Source organism: Microvirga massiliensis (assembly GCF_001006805.1).
GTDB classification, from domain to species: domain Bacteria; phylum Pseudomonadota; class Alphaproteobacteria; order Rhizobiales; family Beijerinckiaceae; genus Microvirga; species Microvirga massiliensis.
Genome location: NZ_LN811354.1, coordinates 136,091 through 154,050 on the forward strand (window position 1 = coordinate 136,091; position 17,960 = coordinate 154,050).

General features: G+C 63.0%; 18 protein-coding genes and 1 tRNA gene. 12 read left to right on the forward strand and 7 right to left on the reverse strand.

Annotated elements, in window-relative coordinates; genetic code table 11:
* Positions 1 to 6: 6 nt before the first annotated feature.
* Positions 7 to 1,155: a DUF2865 domain-containing protein gene (locus tag BN1233_RS16620; protein ID WP_052763821.1), complete on the reverse strand. Its 1,149-nt coding sequence runs from the start codon at positions 1,153 to 1,155 to the stop codon at positions 7 to 9.
* Positions 1,156 to 1,350: 195 nt separating this feature from the next.
* Between BN1233_RS16620 and BN1233_RS16625 the strand changes: the two genes are divergently transcribed.
* Positions 1,351 to 1,854, forward strand: a complete 504-nt coding sequence (locus BN1233_RS16625) for a CreA family protein (RefSeq protein WP_046864729.1) — start codon at positions 1,351 to 1,353, stop codon at positions 1,852 to 1,854.
* A gap of 33 nt (positions 1,855 to 1,887) precedes the next feature.
* Here BN1233_RS16625 and BN1233_RS16630 read toward each other — a convergent pair whose 3' ends face one another.
* On the reverse strand, positions 1,888 to 2,208 hold the full coding sequence (locus BN1233_RS16630) for a hypothetical protein (RefSeq protein WP_046864730.1): 321 nt from the start codon (positions 2,206 to 2,208) through the stop codon (positions 1,888 to 1,890).
* Positions 2,209 to 2,653: 445 nt separating this feature from the next.
* Between BN1233_RS16630 and cysS the strand changes: the two genes are divergently transcribed.
* Complete coding sequence (gene cysS, locus BN1233_RS16640; protein WP_046864732.1) at positions 2,654 to 4,105, forward strand: cysteine--tRNA ligase; 1,452 nt, start codon at positions 2,654 to 2,656, stop codon at positions 4,103 to 4,105.
* Entirely contained in the window at positions 4,102 to 5,703 is a 1,602-nt protein-coding gene (cimA, locus tag BN1233_RS16645) for a citramalate synthase (protein WP_046864733.1), read from the forward strand. Before cysS ends, cimA begins: the two co-directional genes overlap by 4 nt.
* 72 nt (positions 5,704 to 5,775) lie before the next feature.
* Here the strand turns inward: cimA and BN1233_RS16650 are convergent, their stop codons facing one another.
* Positions 5,776 to 6,423, reverse strand: coding sequence for an LOG family protein (locus BN1233_RS16650; RefSeq protein ID WP_187144307.1), 648 nt, complete (start codon positions 6,421 to 6,423; stop codon positions 5,776 to 5,778).
* 92 nt (positions 6,424 to 6,515) lie between these two features.
* Between BN1233_RS16650 and BN1233_RS16655 the strand changes: the two genes are divergently transcribed.
* The 7 genes from BN1233_RS16655 (at position 6,516) to BN1233_RS16685 (ending at position 12,800) form a co-directional block, all read left to right on the forward strand.
* Positions 6,516 to 7,976: a LysM peptidoglycan-binding domain-containing protein gene (locus BN1233_RS16655; protein ID WP_048708101.1), complete on the forward strand. Its 1,461-nt coding sequence runs from the start codon at positions 6,516 to 6,518 to the stop codon at positions 7,974 to 7,976.
* An 87-nt stretch (positions 7,977 to 8,063) separates the two neighbouring features.
* Positions 8,064 to 9,971 (forward strand): ABCB family ABC transporter ATP-binding protein/permease, encoded by a 1,908-nt coding sequence (locus tag BN1233_RS16660; RefSeq protein WP_046864734.1) that lies wholly within the window; start codon positions 8,064 to 8,066, stop codon positions 9,969 to 9,971.
* A gap of 15 nt (positions 9,972 to 9,986) precedes the next feature.
* Entirely contained in the window at positions 9,987 to 10,724 is a 738-nt protein-coding gene (locus tag BN1233_RS16665; protein WP_074078311.1) for a phosphatidylserine decarboxylase, read from the forward strand.
* A 121-nt stretch (positions 10,725 to 10,845) separates the two neighbouring features.
* Entirely contained in the window at positions 10,846 to 11,706 is an 861-nt protein-coding gene (locus tag BN1233_RS16670; RefSeq protein WP_046864736.1) for a CDP-alcohol phosphatidyltransferase family protein, read from the forward strand.
* A 61-nt stretch (positions 11,707 to 11,767) separates the two neighbouring features.
* Positions 11,768 to 12,418, forward strand: a complete 651-nt coding sequence (locus tag BN1233_RS16675) for a Maf-like protein (protein ID WP_082145503.1) — start codon at positions 11,768 to 11,770, stop codon at positions 12,416 to 12,418.
* Positions 12,419 to 12,422: 4 nt separating this feature from the next.
* Positions 12,423 to 12,632 carry a DNA gyrase inhibitor YacG gene (gene yacG, locus BN1233_RS16680; RefSeq protein ID WP_425311721.1) on the forward strand — a complete coding sequence of 70 codons (210 nt, stop codon included), beginning with the start codon at positions 12,423 to 12,425 and terminating at the stop codon, positions 12,630 to 12,632.
* 92 nt (positions 12,633 to 12,724) lie between these two features.
* Positions 12,725 to 12,800 (forward strand) — tRNA-Phe (locus BN1233_RS16685).
* A 211-nt stretch (positions 12,801 to 13,011) separates the two neighbouring features.
* On the opposite strand, the gene BN1233_RS42965 is transcribed toward BN1233_RS16685, so the two are convergent.
* The 4 genes from BN1233_RS42965 to BN1233_RS42970 all read right to left on the reverse strand — a co-directional run bounded on the left by BN1233_RS42965 (position 13,012) and on the right by BN1233_RS42970 (position 16,103).
* Positions 13,012 to 14,367, reverse strand: a complete 1,356-nt coding sequence (locus tag BN1233_RS42965; RefSeq protein WP_048708099.1) for a tyrosine-type recombinase/integrase — start codon at positions 14,365 to 14,367, stop codon at positions 13,012 to 13,014.
* Positions 14,364 to 14,651, reverse strand: a complete 288-nt coding sequence (locus BN1233_RS48395; protein ID WP_063776637.1) for a helix-turn-helix transcriptional regulator — start codon at positions 14,649 to 14,651, stop codon at positions 14,364 to 14,366. Before BN1233_RS48395 ends, BN1233_RS42965 begins: the two co-directional genes overlap by 4 nt.
* 210 nt (positions 14,652 to 14,861) lie before the next feature.
* The gene (locus BN1233_RS46970; protein ID WP_147707330.1) at positions 14,862 to 15,320 is read right to left on the reverse strand and encodes a hypothetical protein; all 459 of its coding nucleotides are present in this window, start codon (positions 15,318 to 15,320) and stop codon (positions 14,862 to 14,864) included.
* 339 nt (positions 15,321 to 15,659) lie between these two features.
* Positions 15,660 to 16,103, reverse strand: a complete 444-nt coding sequence (locus tag BN1233_RS42970) for a MarR family winged helix-turn-helix transcriptional regulator (RefSeq protein WP_048708096.1) — start codon at positions 16,101 to 16,103, stop codon at positions 15,660 to 15,662.
* 191 nt (positions 16,104 to 16,294) lie between these two features.
* Between BN1233_RS42970 and BN1233_RS16710 the strand changes: the two genes are divergently transcribed.
* Positions 16,295 to 16,609: a hypothetical protein gene (locus BN1233_RS16710; RefSeq protein ID WP_046864740.1), complete on the forward strand. Its 315-nt coding sequence runs from the start codon at positions 16,295 to 16,297 to the stop codon at positions 16,607 to 16,609.
* Between the two features lie 421 nt (positions 16,610 to 17,030).
* A complete protein-coding gene (locus tag BN1233_RS16715; RefSeq protein ID WP_147707331.1) occupies positions 17,031 to 17,735 on the forward strand; it encodes a DUF2786 domain-containing protein in 705 nt (234 codons plus the stop codon).
* Positions 17,736 to 17,960: the final 225 nt, after the last annotated feature.

Here is a 17,960-nt window from a genome sequence, read left to right on the forward strand (position 1 = left end):
GAAAGCCTATCGCTGGTGTCCTTCCGGCACCGGGATGACGTTCGGAGCAACGACCCTGACCGCACGCTTCGCGCCATCGGGCCCGCTCACCTGGAGCTTTGGTCCTTCCGAGCGGGTGACCACCCGCGACGACTCGATCGATTTGGGTCCGATGCCGGCGGATTCGCCACCTGCAGTCGGTGCAGAGGCTCCGACCTCGGCTTCGGCGGCCGCCTCGGCCTCTGCCGCCTCGTTCGCCTTACGGTCCGAGGCCTGACGGCCCTTCTGCTCGGCGGCCTGCTTGGGCCGCGCGAGTTCGTCGGACTTCTCGGCCGTGACGATGATGTCGCCCTTGCGCTGTTCCAACATGCTCTCCGCAGTGCGGAGCGTCTCTGTCCAGGACTGACCACCCTTGCGGCAGGAGCAGGCTTCGTCGAAGCTCTTCTGGAACCGGAAGGCGTTCGGCAGCGAAGTATAGGGGCGTCCGTTCAGGGATACGGCCCGGTAGAGCTGGTCGTCGCTCCCCGGCGTCGAGAAGGCCTGGGTCTCGGCGCCGGGGCAAAGAGCCTGGCACATTTCATCCGCGCTTTCGCGTCCGCCCGGGGCATTGGCCAGCGGGAAGAAGAATCCGTCGCAGGTCCGCACGCAAACGAGCCGGCGCCCGCCGAGCGATTGCTCCCGCGGCGCCTCGCCTTGAGAAGCGCCCAGACCCGGATCGGCGTTCGGTTGCGTCCGAGGAGGTCCGAACAGCGCCTCGAGGAAGCTGCGCGGGCCGGCTGCCTCCTGCTGAGGCTGCGGACCGCTGCAGGCCTGCTGGATCGCGGCCATGAGCTGCTGGCGGCGCGCCTCGAGACCCGCGAACGACTCCGACTGACGGGCGACTTGTGCGTAGTTCGCTTCCATCTGGCGTAGGCGACGCCCGATCGAAGGGCACTCGGCGGGGGGAGGGTCGCCGAAAATCGACAGGGGGCCGCGCTCACACCCGATCGAGTGATAGTAACTGCTCAGCCGCGCAATCTCGGCGCGCTGGCGTTCGGCGGCCGCTGCAGCCTGCCGGGAACCTCCGCGATCCAGCGCGGCGAGCTCGGCGCGATATTGCTGGCAAATCGGCGATTGTGCGAATGCGCCTGCGGGAGCGAGCAGGGCAACGAGGAGCGGAGCAAAACGAAACTTCATGAATCCCAGGCCAGCCAAACACTCCCGTCGCTCTGGACGAGATCTGGGGAGGAAAAGCACCATGAACTTGGCCCCTTTGTGATATCCCGAGACTGCTTCGGAAGGAAGTGCCAGCCCAGCGCCTCTGGGACCCGGACATCTGGTGCTGCGAGCCCGCCGATCCTACATGGTGCGTTTCGAGGAGAAGCTCGGCCAATGCGCGCTATTCTTGCTGCGGCGTTCGTGACGATGGCCCTGGCCGGATCCGCCGGTGCGCAGGAGCCGGACGTCATCTTCAAGAAATCGACCGTCTGGAGGGCATTGACACCCGACGACAAGCTCGTCGTGCAGGGGATCGACGACCCGATCGTCGAAGGAGTGGCGTGTCATTTCACCACTCCCGAACGGGGCGGAATCGCCGGGACGGTTGGTCTCGCCGAGGAGGTTTCGGATATTTCGCTCGCATGCCGGCAGGTCGGCCCGGTCAAGTTCAAGCAGAAATTCGAGCAGGGTGACGTCGTCTTCTCCGAGCGCCGTTCCTTAGTGTTCAAGCGCATGCGGATCGTGCGGGGCTGCGACGTCAAGCGCAACACCCTCGTCTATCTCGTCTATTCCGACCGTCCGATCGAGGGCTCGCCCAAGAACTCGACCTCGACCGTGCCCCTGATGCCTTGGGGAAGCGAGCCCGCTCCGCGTTGCGGCGACTGGGTCAAAAGCTGAAGCCCGCCCCTACAGCTTGGCCGAGCCTCGTGTTCAGCGCGTGCAGGTGATCGCGATGGGCTGCTCCGTCGCCCTTATGGATGCTGTGCGGACCGGGTCCGCGGCTCCGTCGGGGTTGCTCATCGAATAGGATGCGGCGCGCGAGAAGCCTTGGCTCTGGCACCAGGAATCGGCCACGATCTGGCCGCACGTAGCGCCCGCCGCGAGACACTCTCCCACTCCGTAGCCGCTGTTCGCCGGCACGAGAAAGACGCTGTCGCTTGCTTCGGCGCGGATGTCCTCCGGTATTAGGTTCAGCGACACGGCGCCGGACACAAGAACGACGAGACCGAGCACGGCAACCGCGCGGCGCATGAGAGTGAATCCATTTTATGCGAGACCCCGAGTCGATCCTCGGAGGCGGCGATGAAGAAAGTTTGAACGAGGAGGTCGACGCCGGTGCGAATTGCTTCGTTGGACGACAGCCGATGGGAAGGGCGATAAATGATGTTGCCTGGGAAAGATCAAGCCTGACCGGCGGCGTCGAGATCCCGGAGCATCGTTGCTTGTCCGGCTGTTGCGCGGAAGCAACGGATCGCCTCGGGTAGGCACCCGGGGAGGGCGGTCAGCCGGCAGGACGGACCGGAGACCTCCGTCTTGACGGCCTGTCCGGCACAGCGCAAAGATCCGGCCATGAAGACGGCGGCCATTATTTCCCGGAGCATTTGCCGCTAGCGTTACACCGCTGGCTGGAGCCGTCTCGTCCTCACGTCCATGGATCGAAACCCTCTCCGGCCTACGGCTCGAGGAGATCTGGTTCATGGCGCCGACATTGCGGCTCTACAACACCCTGACGCGCTCGAAGGACGAGTTCGTTCCCATCGACCCCGCGAACGTGCGTCTCTACGTGTGCGGGCCGACGGTGTATGACCGCGCGCATATCGGCAATGCCCGCCCGGTCATCGTCTTCGATCTTCTCTTCAGGCTCCTGCGGGAAGTCTATGGCCCCGAGGCCGTAACCTATGTCCGCAACATCACAGACGTCGATGACAAGATCAATCGCCGTGCTTTCGAGCGCGGGATTTCGATCCGGGAGCTCACGGAGAATACTCTCCGGCAATTTCACGAGGACATCAGCGACCTCGGCGTGATGATGCCGGAGGACGTGAACGAGCCCGGGCATTCGCCGCGTTTCATCGAACCCCGCGCGACGGAGCATATCGACGAGATGCGCCTCATCATCGAGCGGCTCGTCGCCCGTGGCGTCGCCTACGTTGCGGAGGACCACGTGCTGTTCAGCGTCGCGGCGATGGAGCGCCTCAAGGGCGTGCCTCGCTACGGGAGCCTGTCCCGCCGCTCCCTCGACGAACTCCTCGCGGGAGCACGGGTCGATGTCGCTCCCTACAAGCGCGATCCGATGGATTTCGTGCTCTGGAAGCCGTCCGGCTCTGAGGACCCGGCCTGGCCTTCGCCCGCAGGCATCGCGCGGCCGGGCCGGCCGGGATGGCACATCGAGTGCTCCGCGATGGCATGGAAGCACCTCGTCGCGACCTTCGCGGGGCGTATCGCCTGCACGGATCCAGTCAAAGCCGAAACCTTCGATATTCATGGCGGCGGGATCGATCTCGTGTTCCCGCACCACGAGAATGAGGTCGCGCAGAGCTGCTGCGCCTTCGATCTGCCACGCATGGCGAATGTCTGGATGCATAATGGCTTCCTGCAGATGGAAGGCGAGAAGATGTCGAAGTCGCTCGGCAACGTTGCGACGATCCGCGAACTTCTCGACGACTGGCCGGGCGAGGTTCTGCGCTTCGCGATGCTGCGCACGCACTACCGGCAGCCGATCGACTGGACCGTGAGGGGCCTCGAAGAGAGCCTGAAGGTGCTCGATCGCTGGTACGACTCGCTACCCTATCAGGGATCCGGCGCACTATCCGGCAGCGTTCTCGAGGCGTTGTGCGACGATCTCAACACGCCGCAGGCCATCGCCGAGCTTCATGCGCTGGATGGCCGTGGCGAAGGTGATGTCCTCGCCGGCAATCTCCGGGCCCTCGGCTTTCTCCGCGAGAGCCGCTCCGCGTGGGAGAGCCGGCGGCGCGCCGAACTCGGGCTCGACGTTGCGGCTATCGATGCGCTCATCGCGGCGCGACGCGAGGCGCGGATGAACCGGAACTGGGCCGAGTCCGACCGGATCCGCGACGAGCTCGCCGCCGCGGGAGTAATCGTGAAGGACAACAAGGACGGCACGACCACCTGGGAGGCGGCGCGATGAGCCGCGAACGGATCTACTTGTTCGACACGACCCTGCGCGACGGGGCGCAGACCACGGGTGTCGATTTCTCGCTGGAAGACAAGCGCCAGGTCGCGCAATTGCTCGACGATCTCGGGATTGACTACGTGGAAGGCGGCTATCCGGGCGCCAATCCGCTCGACACGACCTTCTTCGCCGAACCCCGAACACGGCGGGCCCATTTCACGGCGTTCGGAATGACCAAGCGCGCAGGGCGCTCTGCGTCGAACGATCCCGGTATCGTAGCCCTTCTCGACGCGAAGGCCGATGCGATCTGCTTCGTCGCCAAGAGCTGGGATTACCACGTCCGCGTTGCCCTGGAGACGAGCCTCGAGGAAAATCTCGCGGGCATTCGCGACAGCGTCCTCGCGGCACGCGAACGCGGGCGGGAAGTGATCGTCGATTGCGAGCACTTCTTCGACGGCTTCAAGGCGAACCGAGATTTCGCGCTCGCCTGTGCGAGTGCCGCTTACGAGGCCGGTGCGCGATGGGTGGTGCTGTGCGATACCAACGGCGGCACGCTGCCCGACGAAGTCGCTCGCATCGTCGGCGAAGTGACGGCGTGTGTGCCGGGCAGCCATCTCGGCATTCATGCTCATGACGATTGCGGCTGTGCGGTGGCGAACTCGCTTGCTGCGATCGATGCCGGCGTGCGCCATGTCCAGGGAACAATGAACGGGCTCGGCGAGCGTTGTGGGAACGCCAATCTCGTCACGCTGATCGGCACCTTGAAGCTGAAGGACGGCTTTGCGAGCCGATTCGAGATCGGTGTGGATGATGCGGGCCTCGCGAGCATGACCCATGTCTCGCGTCAGGTCGACGAACTCCTCAATCGGCAGCCCAATCGCCATGCCCCCTTCGTCGGCGCAAGCGCCTTCGCGACCAAGGCCGGAATCCACGCCTCGGCCGTCGTTAAGGATCCACGTACCTACGAGCATGTCGACCCTGGAGTCGTGGGAAACGAGCGGCGCCTGCTGGTCTCCGTTCAGGCCGGACGCTCCAACATTCTCGCCGAGCTCGAGCGGGTGGGGATCTCTCTCCCCCGCGACGATTCACGGATCGGCCGGGTTCTCGAGGAGGTGAAGCGCAAGGAGGCGGAAGGCTACTCCTTCGAGGGGGCGGATGCCTCCTTCTACGTGCTCGTGAAGCGCCTCCTGGGCGAGGTGCCGACGTTCTTCGAGGTCGAGCGTTTCTCGGTCAAGGTCGAGCGCCGCCACAATGCGGTCGGCGCCTTGACGACGGTGGCGGAAGCCATCGTGAAGGTGAAGGTCGGGGACGAGGTGCTCATCTCGGCCGCGGAAGGCAACGGACCGGTGAATGCCCTCGACCTCGCTCTGCGCAAGGACCTCGGCCGTTACCAGGAACTGATGACCGATCTGAAGCTCATCGATTACAAGGTGCGGATCTATCAGGGCGGATCCGATGCCGTCACGCGGGTGCTGATCGAGTTCGGCGATGCTGAGGGGAATTGCTGGACGACGATCGGCGTCTCGCCGAACATCATCGATGCCTCGTTCCAGGCCCTCACCGACTCGATCACCTACAAGCTCCTGCAGAGCGGCGCCCGCGCCGACGCATGATCCGGTCGCCCTCGGCGGTTGAAATGCAAGGCCTATGGGAGGCCGAAACGGCTCCGCTTCCTAAGCGGAGCTTCAGAACCGCTTCTCGATCAGCGTGTCGTCGGACTCGAGGCCGACGCGGCGTGCCGAGGCCTCGAGCATCGGGATGACATCCTCGACGCGCTCGGCCACGAGATAGTTGAGCTCGAGACCGGGGCGGATGAAGCCCTGCTCGCGCATATGCGCGAGGAGCACCAGCAACGGCTTCCAGAAACCATTGGTGCTGAGCAGCAGGATCGGCTTCCGGTGCTGGCCGAGCTGAGCCCAGGTCATCTGCTCGACGAGTTCCTCTAGCGTGCCGATGCCGCCCGGCAGGGCCACGAAGGCATCCGCCCGCTCGAACATGAGCCGCTTCCGGGTATGCATGTCCGGGACGACGATCGTCTCCTGGACGTCGTCGAGCATCTTCTCGCGGGATTTCAGGAAATCCGGAATGATCCCGGTCACGACGCCGCCGTGATCGAGCACCGAACGGGCGACGGTGCCCATCAGTCCGACATTGCCGCCCCCGTAGACGAGGCTGATCCCGCTCCGGGCGAGACCACGGCCCAAAATGGCCGCACTTTCGGCAAAGACCGGGTCGGAGCCGAAACCGGAGCCGCAATAGACGCAAATCGACCGGATGGTGGGGAGAGGCGTAGGCGCAAGAATTGACATATCCCGCACAGGGTTGATGAGCATTCGTGTTATCCTGATGACCGTAGCCTTTCCATCCATAAACCGCTTAAATGGTGGAAAGTGCCGTAGTACAAGAGTATCGAGAGTGGAGCGTCATGGGGAACCAGCTGCCGAGTAGAGGCACAGCCGTGGTCCTTGCGGTGATCGCCGCAGCGATCACCGGCGGTCTCTTCGGCGTCCTCCACTGGAACTCCGAGCACGACATCGCCTCGGTGCTGCCGTCGTTCGGCGCGCCGGCCACCCCTCCCAAAAGCCCTCCACCCTCCGCACCCGGGCCCCAGGCAGCCCTTCCGGCTCCATCGCCCGAGGCACCGAAGCCCGCCGAGCCTCAAGCCTCGCCGACTCCCGTAAAGGAGAGCGCCGGTCCAGCCGCGGCGATCCCGTCCTTCGACGTCGTGCGCGTCGAGCCCAACGGCGAGAGCGTGATTGCAGGGCGTGGTGCCGGGGGCGCGACGATCGAGCTGCTTCGCAATGGGCAAGTCCATGCGAGGACGGCAGCTGATCCGACCGGCCTCTTCGCCTTCGTGCCTCCGCCGCTGCCGTCGGGAACCCACCAGGTGACCCTCCAGTCGATCGCCCCGGATGGAACGCGTCAGCGGTCGCAGCAATCCGTCACGATCGTCATTCAGCCGGGCATGACGGGGCGGCCCCTCGTCGCGCTGGCCTCTCCCGACAAGCCGACGGTCGTGCTCTCGAACCCGGAGATGCCGGAGCCTCGCCCGGATCAGAAGCCGGAATCGGCGCCCGCACAGCAGACCGTGGCAGAGGCCTCTCAGCCGAAATCCGGTCCCGACACGGCCGAGGCTGCTGCGGCTCCCCGGCAGCCGACGGCGGCTACCCCCCCGGCGCAGCCTGCACAGCGTCCGAACGTCCGGATCGCCTCGGTGGAAGCCGAGGAGGGCGGTCGTCTCTATGTCTCGGGCCAGGCCGCGGCGGGTGCGACCGTTCGGCTCTATCTCAACGACACGTTCATCGCGCCCGGCGGTGCCGGCGGCGATGGGCGCGTCTCCTTCGCGATCGGCCGCGGCATGAAGCCCGGCATATACAAGGTTCGGCTCGACGAGGTCGATCCGGTTTCGGGAGAGGTGAAGTCGCGCGCGGAGGTGCCCTTCACGGTTCCCGTGGAGATCGCCGTGCCTCTGCCGCCCCCTGCTCCGGCGGCAAGCCCGTCCCAGATCGCCGCCGCGCCGTCGGCAGCCCTTCCGCCACCCCGGCCGGGGGCGCCCCCAGCCCAAGGGGCTGCCACATCCGCGTCCGGCTCCACCTCGAACTGGGCCGCTGGGACATTGTCCCCGTCCGAGTCCGGAGGGCAGCAGGTCGCGAGCGTCGGCAACCCGCGGGATCTCGGAGCAAACACGGTCGTCATCCCGGACGTCACCACGGCGATCGTCTCGCATGGGGACAATCTCTGGCGGATCAGCCAGCGCATCTATGGCCGCGGCACGCGCTTCACGGTCATCTACAACGCCAATCAGGCGCAGATCCGGAATCCGAACCTCATCTATCCCGGGCAGGTTTTCGTGCTTCCGCAGAAAGGCGAGAAGACCGAGCGCTAACGCCCTTGCGGTCCGTGGCCGGCGCCCACGGGTGCAAACACCCCGGCGATCGCCTATATCCGACCCGACCTTCGATCGGACCTCGTGATGTCTTCCGCCCATGTCCCGACTTCGGCGAGCCCGGCTCAGCCGATGCGACCAGGCCTGCTTGCAACGATCCGCAAGCTCTGGCCCTACCTGTGGCCCCACGACCGGGCAGATCTGCAGCGCCGCGTCTTCCTCGCGTTCGCTCTTCTCCTTGTCGCAAAACTCGTCACGATTGCGACGCCCTTCACGTTCAAATGGGCGACGGACGCGCTCGTGGCCGTCACGTCCGGGCGTGACGTTGCGGATGGTTCCGGCTCATGGCTTTGGCGCGCTCCTCTGCTCCTGACCGTGCTCTACGGGATCGCCCGGATCGCGATGGCGCTCCTCACGCAGGTCCGCGACGGCCTATTCGCGAAAGTCGCGATGCATGCCGTGCGACAGCTTGCGCTCCGGACATTCGAGCACATGCATCGCCTGTCGCTGCGCTTTCATCTCGAGCGCAAGACGGGCGGATTGACCCGCGTTCTCGAAAGGGGCCGCAACGCCATCGAGGAATTGTCACGCCTTGCGGTGCTGACGCTGGTTCCGACGATCATCGAGTTCGCCCTCGTGCTCGGCGTGCTCGCGTACCAGTTCAACCTGCTCTATTCCCTCGTCGTCTTCGTCATGGTGTGCGTCTATCTCGCCTACACCTACAAGGCGACGGAATGGCGAATTTCGATCCGCAGGCGGATGAACGACTCCGACACGGACGCCAATACCAAGGCCGTCGATTCGCTCCTCAATTACGAGACCGTGAAATATTTCGGGGCGGAGGATCGCGAGACCGCGCGCTACGACCAGTCGATGGCGCGCTACGAACGCGCGTCGACGGACTCCTATACGTCGCTTGCTGTGCTGAACTCCGGACAGGCAGTGATCTTCACGGTCGGAATGGCGGCGGTGATGGCGCTGACCGTCAATGATATCGTTGCGGGCCGCGCCTCCGTCGGAGACTTCGTCCTCGTCAACGCGATGCTCGTGCAGCTCTACATTCCGCTGAACTTCATGGGCATGCTCTATCGCGAGATCAAGCAGGCGACCATCGATATCGACGACATGTTCAAGATCCTGGACCGCAATCCCGAGATCCAGGACAGGCCCGATGCCAAGCCGCTCGTGGTACCGGAAGGCACCGTGCGTTTCGAGAACGTCCACTTCTCCTACATTCCCGAGCGACCGATCTTGAAAGGCGTGAGCTTCGAGATTCCGACGGGCCGCACCGTCGCGATCGTCGGTCCGTCGGGCGCCGGCAAATCCACGATCTCGCGGCTGCTGTTCCGGTTCTACGAGCCCGCGCGTGGGCGCATCATGATCGATGGACAGGATATCGCGACCGTCGAGCAGACGAGCCTGCGTGCCGCGATCGGAATGGTCCCGCAGGATACGGTGCTGTTCAACGACACGATCGGCTACAACATCCGGTACGGCCGCTGGGATGCGACGCCGGACGAGATCCGCGAGGCCGCGCGCCTCGCGCAGATCGACCGCTTCATCAGCTCGCTGCCCGAAGGGTATGATACCCCGGTCGGCGAGCGCGGGCTGAAGCTGTCGGGCGGCGAAAAGCAGCGCGTGGCGATTGCACGGACCATACTCAAGGGCCCGCCGATTCTCGTGCTCGACGAGGCTACCTCTGCGCTCGATTCCTTCACCGAGAAGGAGATCCAGGATGCGCTCGACCGCGTCAGCCGCGGGCGCACCACGCTGGTGATCGCGCATCGGCTTTCGACCGTGATCGGCGCCGACGAGATCATCGTTCTCGATCACGGCCAGATCGTCGAGCGGGGAACGCATGCGGAGCTACTCGAACTGAATGGAGTCTATGCGGCGATGTGGAACCGGCAGCGCGAGGCCGAGGAGGCCCGCGAGGTGCTCAAGCGCGCGGAGGCAGCCGAGGAGCCGTCCTTTCGCGTGAGGGTCGAGAGTTGACGACCGTGCGCCTCGCTGCCATGCCGCGCGCGCAATGAGGCCCCATCCTGCATGACCGATATTCTAGAATCGATTCGCCGCCTTTTCGTGCCGATCCACAAGGAAGGGTATCCCTTCATCGCGATCGCGGCGGTGGTGGCGCTCGTCCTCGGACAATTCTGGTCGCCGCTCGGCTGGATCGGCGCGATCATCACCATCTGGGTCTGCTACTTCTTCCGCGATCCTCCGCGCGTTACCCCAGTGCGCGACGGCCTTGTCGTGTCACCGGCCGATGGCCGGGTGAGCCTCATCACGACGGCCGTGCCGCCGGCCGAACTCGAATTGCCCGCGGAGCCGATGACGCGAGTCTCCGTGTTCATGAACGTGTTCGACTGTCACGTGAACCGCTCCCCGGTATCGGGTCGCATCCTCCAGGTGCTCTATACGCCGGGCCTGTTTCTCAATGCCGATCTCGATAAGGCGAGCGAGGATAACGAGCGCAATGCGCTCGTGATCGAGACCGGGGACACCCGCATCGGCGTGGTCCAGATCGCCGGGCTCGTGGCGCGCCGCATCCTGTGCTGGTCGAAGCCCGGGGACATGCTCGGGGTCGGCGAACGATTCGGCCTCATCCGCTTCGGGTCGCGGCTCGACATCTACCTGCCATTGTCCGCCCAGGTGCTCGTCGGCCTCGGCCAGACATCGATCGCTGGCGAGACGGTGCTCGCCGACCTCCGAGCGAACGAACCCGCACGGCCGTTCCGCAACTCATGACTGCGTCCGCCGGCAAAATAGGATCTTTCGGCACCCGGGCAGGCTTGTTGGGACGGAGCCGGATTTCTACTCTTTCCGGAAGAGGGCCCGGACGTGCTGCGGCGCCCCGGCAGAGCAGGACATGAGCGATCTCTTTCCGCCTTTCGCGCCGGACGCGCAGGAGGCCCGCAGGCGCCGCTTCAAGCCGGTGCCTCTGCGCATGCTGGTGCCGAACCTAATCACCCTTGTGGCGCTCTGCCTCGGCCTCACCGCGGTCCGGCTCGCCTTCGAGGGGCGCTTGGAGCCGGCCGTGATCGCAATCGTGGTGGCGGCCGCCCTCGATGGTATCGACGGCCGCGTCGCGCGCCTCCTGAAGGGCACCAGCCGCTTCGGAGCGGAACTCGACTCGCTGGCTGATTTCGTCAATTTCGGCGTTACGCCGGCCCTCGTCCTCCACTGGTTCGTTCTGCAAAACCTGAAGTCGATCGGCTGGATCGTTGCCCTGTTGTTCGCGATCTCGGCGGCTTTGCGCCTTGCGCGCTTCAACGTCATGATCGACGATCCGAACCGGCCGGAATGGACGAAGAACTTCTTCGTCGGCATGGCGGCGCCCGCCGGCGCGATCACCTCACTCCTGCCGATCTATCTGCACTTCCTGGGTGTGCCCACGAGCGAGCCGGCCCTCGCGCCGCTGTCGCTCATTTACGTGTTCGGAATCGGCTTCCTGATGGTGTCTACAGTTCCGACCTTCTCGGGCAAGAACCTCGGCCGGCGCATCCCGCGCCAATGGGTCCTACCGATCTTCGTGGCGACCGTCGCGTTCTTCGGCCTGCTCGTGAGTTTCCCGTTCGAGATCCTGACCCTCGGGACCGTTCTGTTCCTGGGCTCGATTCCGTTCAGCATCGCGCGGCATCGTCGCTTCGAGCGGGCCGATGAGGAGCGTGCGGCGGAGTCCCAGCCCCGCGAGCCCGCGACGGTTCCGGAGCCGGGAGAGGCGCCCTAGATCGGTGCAACCCGCAATTGACCTGAACGGGTGCCCGGCACCCGCGTAACTGGAGAGTATCGTGGCGGCCTCGTCCGATAAGTCCGTATCCGGCTGGCGTCCGCCGCTCGTGCTCGCGTCCGGCTCGCCCCGCCGCCTTGCCTTGCTGCAGCAGGCCGGGATCGAGCCCGACGCGCTTCTGCCGGCCGATATCGACGAGACTCCGCACCGGTCCGAATCCCCGCGGGATCTCGTGAAACGGCTGGCCCGCGAAAAGGCCGAGGTGGCGCGCCGGATCGCGCGCAAGCGCGAGGAGCTCGCGGGAGCGTTCATCATCTCGGCCGACACGGTCGTGGTGGCCGGCGGCCGCGTGCTCCCGAAGGCCGAGGTATTCGATGAGGCCGCCGGATGCCTCCGGCTCCTGTCGGGGCGCACCCACCGGGTCTATACGGCGGTCTGCATCGTGACCCCGAAGGACGCCTGTCGCGAGCGGCTCGTGGAGAGCCGGGTGCGGTTCAAGCGCCTCTCCAAGGACGAGATCGAGCGCTATCTTGCGTCCGGAGAATGGCGCGGCAAGGCTGGCGGCTACGCCATCCAGGGCTTGGCCGGCACCTTCGTGGTGAGGCTCATCGGCTCCTATACGAGCGTCGTCGGGCTGCCGCTTTACGAGACCATCGCCATGCTGGACGGAGAGGGCTATCCGGTGCGGTTCACTTGGCTGGACGCCGCCTGAGGCCATGATGGGCGCTGCGAACGAAAACGAGCCGAAGCCGTTCGGCACCTGCCCGATCTGCGGGAAGCCCGCGCAGGAGAAGACGCGCCCGTTCTGCTCCCGCCGCTGCGCCGACGTGGATCTCCAGCGCTGGTTCACGGGCCGCTACTCGATTCCTGTCGTCGAGGACAATGAGGATGACGATCTGCCGCCGCCTGAACCGGAGGAACGCTGAACCGGGTGGAAAAGCCGCAAAGGCGGCTGGACAAAACCCATCCGGCCCGACTATACAGCGGCCTCCGATGCGGGCCACGGGCCCGGCCGGACGCCCAGGTAGCTCAGTTGGTAGAGCATGCGACTGAAAATCGCAGTGTCGGTGGTTCGATTCCGCCCCTGGGCACCATCACTTCCTTTTTTGTTCAGCAAAATCAGCTAGTTGGCTCCAATAGGTTTCCCACTTTTCTGAACTGAGAAAAGTGAGTGGGAAACTTTTGACCTCCGTTCGTTCCTCCGGTGTTCGCTTCCAGGTCCCTGGAGCGGGGGACGTTCTAGCTTGACCACTGAAAAGGCCGCCCCGAAGGGCGACCTTCGAATCTCTCAAACTCCACATCGAATCACGCGGCGAGGAGTAACTCTTCGACCTGCTTGAGGACGGCATTGTCGAGCTTGTCCTTGACGCCGTCGAGCAGCTTCATGAGGGCCTTCATCCGGGCTTCATCCGCCGTTCCCGCGACCCCGTGCTTCGCGTGCCACTTGTCGAAAACGGCCTCGGCAGCCCGTTCCCGAAGGTACTGGCGACCGTAGCGTTCGATCTCCTTCATGGTCCGATGGCCGGTCACTGCCATGATCTCGAACGGCGTATGATCGTCCATAATCATACGTACAACGCATGCCTTACGCATGCCGTGGGCGTTGCAATGGGGGACACTGGCCTCCTTGAACCACTTCTTCATCCGGTTCGAGAAGCCCTTCTCAGTGAACGCCTTGCCCCACTGATTGAAGACGATGGCAGTCACCCCATCGGGGCGAGGCGTCTTGTCGAGCATCTCTTGGAGGGTAGGGACCACCGGAATGAAGGCGGTGACCGAGTTCTTGAACTGATTTTTCTTCTGGACGTAGACGAGCATCGACTTGCCGCCGACCGTCCGCATATGGCGCAAGTCGAGGTTGCTGGCATCGCTCGCCCGAGGGCCGCCGTACAGGAGAAGCTCCAAGGCGAGCCGGGCTACGGTGCCGGGCTGATGATGAGCCCGGTACTGCTCGATCTCCTCTATCGTGACCGTGTGGTGGCCGTTCGGGTTCGAGGAGGCGACACGTTCTGCGTCCTTCGCGAAATTGGTTTGGACGAGGCCCTTCTTCTTGGCGAACTTCAGGACAGAGCCGCAATGGATGAGCATTCGGTTGGCGGCTTCGTGTCCCTCGGTCACCGTATGAAAGGATTTGCGGCCCGTGACCGGGTCCACGTGCTCCTTCTTAACGTGCTTCAGCTTGCGCTTCTTCAGTTCTTCAAAATCCTGAGTGGTCAGCGAGCCAATCGGCTTGTCGCCAAACTTCTTGGACGAGCCCAGCTTAATTGGCTCGTCGAAGGTCGCCTCCAAGATTGAGCGTTGAGTGCCGCGATAATGGTCGCTGCCAAGGCCAAGATGCTCGTCCGACCTAAAGAACTTCTGTACCAGCCAGCGCCACGTCTGTGGGGCCGCTGGTGGAGCAATAGGCATTTCGGATTGTACCGCCGCCACCACTGTTGTTTTGCCGTCGAGGGCATCGGCCACCTCGCGCCGGAACCCGGTTGCGTCATCAAGAGAGGCCCGGATGCGGATTTTTGGGCCGGTCTTGCCTTCCACCTTCTTCCAGACGTACACGCGTGGGTTGCCGTAGCGATCAAAATCCACGTAGCAGTACTGCCCACCGAGATTCTTGACCTTGGCCTTGAACGCCTTCTTGGTCCTCTCCGTGGTGTACTGCTTCATGCTACGACCTTCCACTCATCATCTTCGTCGTCCGAGGGCTTCCGCACCTCGCCGCCCTGACGGGGGAGCTTGCGGAAGGCTTCAACCAGTTCGGTCACGTCCCAACGGACGCAACCCCTAGCTTTGCGGGGGCGCGGCATCTCACCAGCCTCGACCATGCGGTCGAACGTGGATACCGAGACCCCAATGAATTCGGCGGCCTGCTCCCGAGTAAGCCCGAGCGGCAAGATGCCTTGGGGAAGATGGCTGAACGGCATTCCGCCAGCCGGGGTGAAAACTGTCATGAAAAATGCTCGAAGGTGCACCGGCAAAAAGCCGGGGCCGGGCGGATTACCCGGCTCTTCGAGGCTCGATAGAAAGATAGTCAGTCATCATGGGTTTGCAGGTTGCGGCCCGGCGTATGAGATCATGCCTTGGGCCGAGTTCCAAGATGATAGGCAGACGCTGCCCAACCAAGTCGAGTTGCGTCCACCTATCGGATGAATCGGAACCTGTTAGTTGTCCAACCAGCGCAGCTTGAAGTGAACCATGTCAGTGACATTGGTGAACCGGAGAACGGGCGCATCGTCATAAAAGTATTCCAGCCCGGTTTCCTCGTGACGAAACTTCGCGAACTCCAGCACTGATATATCGCACTCGATTTCAGTCTCCTCGAACCACTCCGCAACCTCTGGAAGGAGGGAGTGCGTCGTGTCTGCGATATCCCACCACTCCTCCCATGCAAGCATGAGGGCAGGTCGCGCATCGGGCCAAAGCTCCGGGTGGTGCTGACGGCTATATGCTACCCGCTCGTTAAGCGAGAGCCCAGTGATACTCTCTGACCAGCGCTTGGCAGCGATGGTCGCCCGGCGCTTTGCAGCCGGGGTGATGAGGGGCAGGACGTGACCGCAGGTAGGGGAGGGCTTCAGAAAGCGGCGACTGATTGTTGCGCCGCTTGAATGACTAATAGACAAAGTAAGCTCCTAAAAAACGTCGGCGCAGCCCTTAAAATGCGTGGGTGCACCGATCTGTTTTGAAAATGCCATCGAGGGGTGATGGGCGTCAATAAACAATGGCGCGGTGATCTTCACGCCGAAAACTTCGTAGTTCGTTACGCGAGGGTCCGCTCGACGTTAGACAATGACAGGCGTCCTTCGACTCTGACTGACCTTAATCCCTGATCGCGCATCGTAGCAGTCATAGTGTTCATCGTTGTGAGGCTTGCCGAACCACGAAATCCGCCAACTCCAACGGGCATCTTCAAGACATCCACTCAAAGTATCGGTGTGCCCAGCAGTAGATGGGCGCTCGCCCTAGTTCCTGCCCTTCCGCCGCATACGCGACGGATCAGGCTTCCAGTCGTCCAAAAACTCCCGCGCCGTCACCATGGGATATAAGGTCACGTTCTTCGGGGAGATGCCTTGAGTTGCCCGCAAGAGTTCAGTCACGGTTTCCCGGCCTTTCTCTGTGAGGAAGTAAATCGTCCTACGCGGTTCCTGTGGGTCGCGGACGCCCTCGATCAGGCCCATACCCGGCTCCCCGGAACGGTTGACCCGACCCAGGCTGGCGAGGATGCGGCTGATCCCGGACAATGAGAGCCCAGACTCTTCTGCAAGGAGTTCCGTCGTCTGCGCAGGGGCGAGGGCCACTGACAGAAAAACTTCGAATGCAACCAACGAGAACTTCTCGCCCGTCTGCTTCCTGAATTCCCGGACACCTTCGTAAAGGTGCTCGGCTGCATTTCCGTTGATGGGCATGGGGCACTCCGCTTTCGGGAGTATATCTCCCATGTGTCCGCCAAAACGTCAAGTGATTTGTGTTGACACGTGGCGTAGATAGTGTAGAAGGGCCTCATCGGGGCGCTGAACGACACCGCAACCCGTCCTTTGCAAGTAACCAACTCAGGGCCATCGTGAACGGCGGCCCACTTTTCAGGTAAGGATTTGAGATGAAAAAGATTATCGATGGCAAGCGCTATGACACCGACACCGCAACCCACATCGCGAACTACAACAACGGCCTGAGCGGCAGCGACTTCTGGTGGGTCGATGAGGACCTCTACCGCACACCACGGGGCAATTGGTTCGTGCACGGGGCTGGAGGGGCAATGACCCGCTGGTCCGTCTCTGTCGGACAGAACTCGTACAGCGGAGGCGAGGGCATCATCCCGCTCGGCTCTGTTGAGGCCCGTGAATGGTGCGAGGAGCACGGCTTTGTCTCCGTGTTGGAGACACACTTCTCCGATCAACTCATTGACGCATAACCCTTGCAGCAAGCTTAGGGGTCGTCCATGCGTGTGACGGCCCCATTCTTCAGAAAGTGACATTTCATGCTGTGAGGACAATACTGTGTACATTCAGCGTCCGATCCGGGCGCGCTTGGCGTTTGCCTGACGGATGCTCTTGGGCGTGTTCGCAAGGATAAAGTGTACTCTTGTCTTCACCAATTTTATGAACTTCAGGACGCTGGATTGCGAACCTCATAGGCTAGCGGAAAAACTCCAGAGCAAAAGTTCTCGCATGAAGTTCGCGGAGTCGGGCTGAGGCTATTGCAGTCACCAAGCCCGCAGAGATATTCGGCTCGAAGCCCAAAGCAATTTGCGCCACCGGCTGCGCAATCACCGGACTGAACGCTGCGGACACGCGTTATACAATACCCTTACGCTTTTCAAAAGAGACTTTCAAATGACCTCCCTTAATGCTGACCGCGTGCGCAAGCTCGTTACGCTCGCGATACATCCCACCACCAACGGTAACGAAGCTCTCAACGCCTTTATTAAGGCCCGTGAAATGCTTGCAGCAGCCGGAGCCGTGCCAGATGATGTTTTCGGAGATTCGCCTCGGCAGTCTATCCCTCCTGTGGACCGGGGCATTGTCTGGATGATCCGCAAGATCGAGGCCATGGAGACGCGGATTGGCGAGCAGATTGAAATGATCAAACAGCAGAAGCTGGAGATCAAGGCACTCAAAGCCCAGGTCAAAAAGCTCGAAACCAAGAGTGCTCGTCCAGCCGCCAAGTCGCAGGCCCATGCGTCTGCCACTCTGGACGGCCTCGTCGCGGCTCTTAAAGTGCTGCGCCGGATCGACCCGGATATGCGGATCAAGACCGCCCTCGCTTATCTCCACGCTGCGTCCCACGATGGGGTGAGTATCAAGGAGGTGGCCGAATACATCGGTACCGCGAGCGAAGGCTCGATCCGCTATGCGATGCAGACGCTTGGATCAGGACGTAATAACAAGCCCGGTTTTGCGCTCATCCAGGATAAAACAGCCTCCACCGGGCGGACTCGTCTGTACGTCCTGACCTCAAAAGGACGTGCGTTCTTGAATTCCATCCGGCGTGCACTGACACAAACACGGACTGGGCCGGAGTTACGACTTGTGGCATAAGGCTACCTTCAAACCCGTTTCGGGATCGAGGCGTAGGACCTTGTCCTGATGAACGACCCCGTCCTGCGCGAATCCAACAAGGTCAGCGAAGGGCGTCAACTGCACGGCTTTGATGCCGTGCCGAGCCTCGATCGCTTCACGGACGCTTAGCGTCTTCACAGGCCGTAAATGACCGGCCCTCTAGGTGGTCCGACAATTCTTTTGTCTCTTATGACATCTCCCAGT

Bases quoted from the DNA above. Each gene is read 5' to 3' on its own strand.
- BN1233_RS16620 (WP_052763821.1), bottom strand. From the start codon at position 1,155: ATGAAGTTTCGTTTTGCTCCGCTCCTCGTTGCCCTGCTCGCTCCCGCA.
- BN1233_RS16625 (WP_046864729.1), top strand. From the start codon at position 1,351: ATGCGCGCTATTCTTGCTGCGGCGTTCGTGACGATGGCCCTGGCCGGA.
- BN1233_RS16630 (WP_046864730.1), bottom strand. From the start codon at position 2,208: ATGCGCCGCGCGGTTGCCGTGCTCGGTCTCGTCGTTCTTGTGTCCGGC.
- cysS (WP_046864732.1), top strand. From the start codon at position 2,654: ATGGCGCCGACATTGCGGCTCTACAACACCCTGACGCGCTCGAAGGAC.
- cimA (WP_046864733.1), top strand. From the start codon at position 4,102: ATGAGCCGCGAACGGATCTACTTGTTCGACACGACCCTGCGCGACGGG.
- BN1233_RS16650 (WP_187144307.1), bottom strand. From the start codon at position 6,423: ATGCTCATCAACCCTGTGCGGGATATGTCAATTCTTGCGCCTACGCCT.
- BN1233_RS16655 (WP_048708101.1), top strand. From the start codon at position 6,516: ATGGGGAACCAGCTGCCGAGTAGAGGCACAGCCGTGGTCCTTGCGGTG.
- BN1233_RS16660 (WP_046864734.1), top strand. From the start codon at position 8,064: ATGTCTTCCGCCCATGTCCCGACTTCGGCGAGCCCGGCTCAGCCGATG.
- BN1233_RS16670 (WP_046864736.1), top strand. From the start codon at position 10,846: ATGAGCGATCTCTTTCCGCCTTTCGCGCCGGACGCGCAGGAGGCCCGC.
- yacG (WP_425311721.1), top strand. From the start codon at position 12,423: ATGATGGGCGCTGCGAACGAAAACGAGCCGAAGCCGTTCGGCACCTGC.
- BN1233_RS42965 (WP_048708099.1), bottom strand. From the start codon at position 14,367: ATGAAGCAGTACACCACGGAGAGGACCAAGAAGGCGTTCAAGGCCAAG.
- BN1233_RS48395 (WP_063776637.1), bottom strand. From the start codon at position 14,651: ATGACAGTTTTCACCCCGGCTGGCGGAATGCCGTTCAGCCATCTTCCC.
- BN1233_RS42970 (WP_048708096.1), bottom strand. From the start codon at position 16,103: ATGCCCATCAACGGAAATGCAGCCGAGCACCTTTACGAAGGTGTCCGG.
- BN1233_RS16710 (WP_046864740.1), top strand. From the start codon at position 16,295: ATGAAAAAGATTATCGATGGCAAGCGCTATGACACCGACACCGCAACC.
- BN1233_RS16715 (WP_147707331.1), top strand. From the start codon at position 17,031: ATGACCTCCCTTAATGCTGACCGCGTGCGCAAGCTCGTTACGCTCGCG.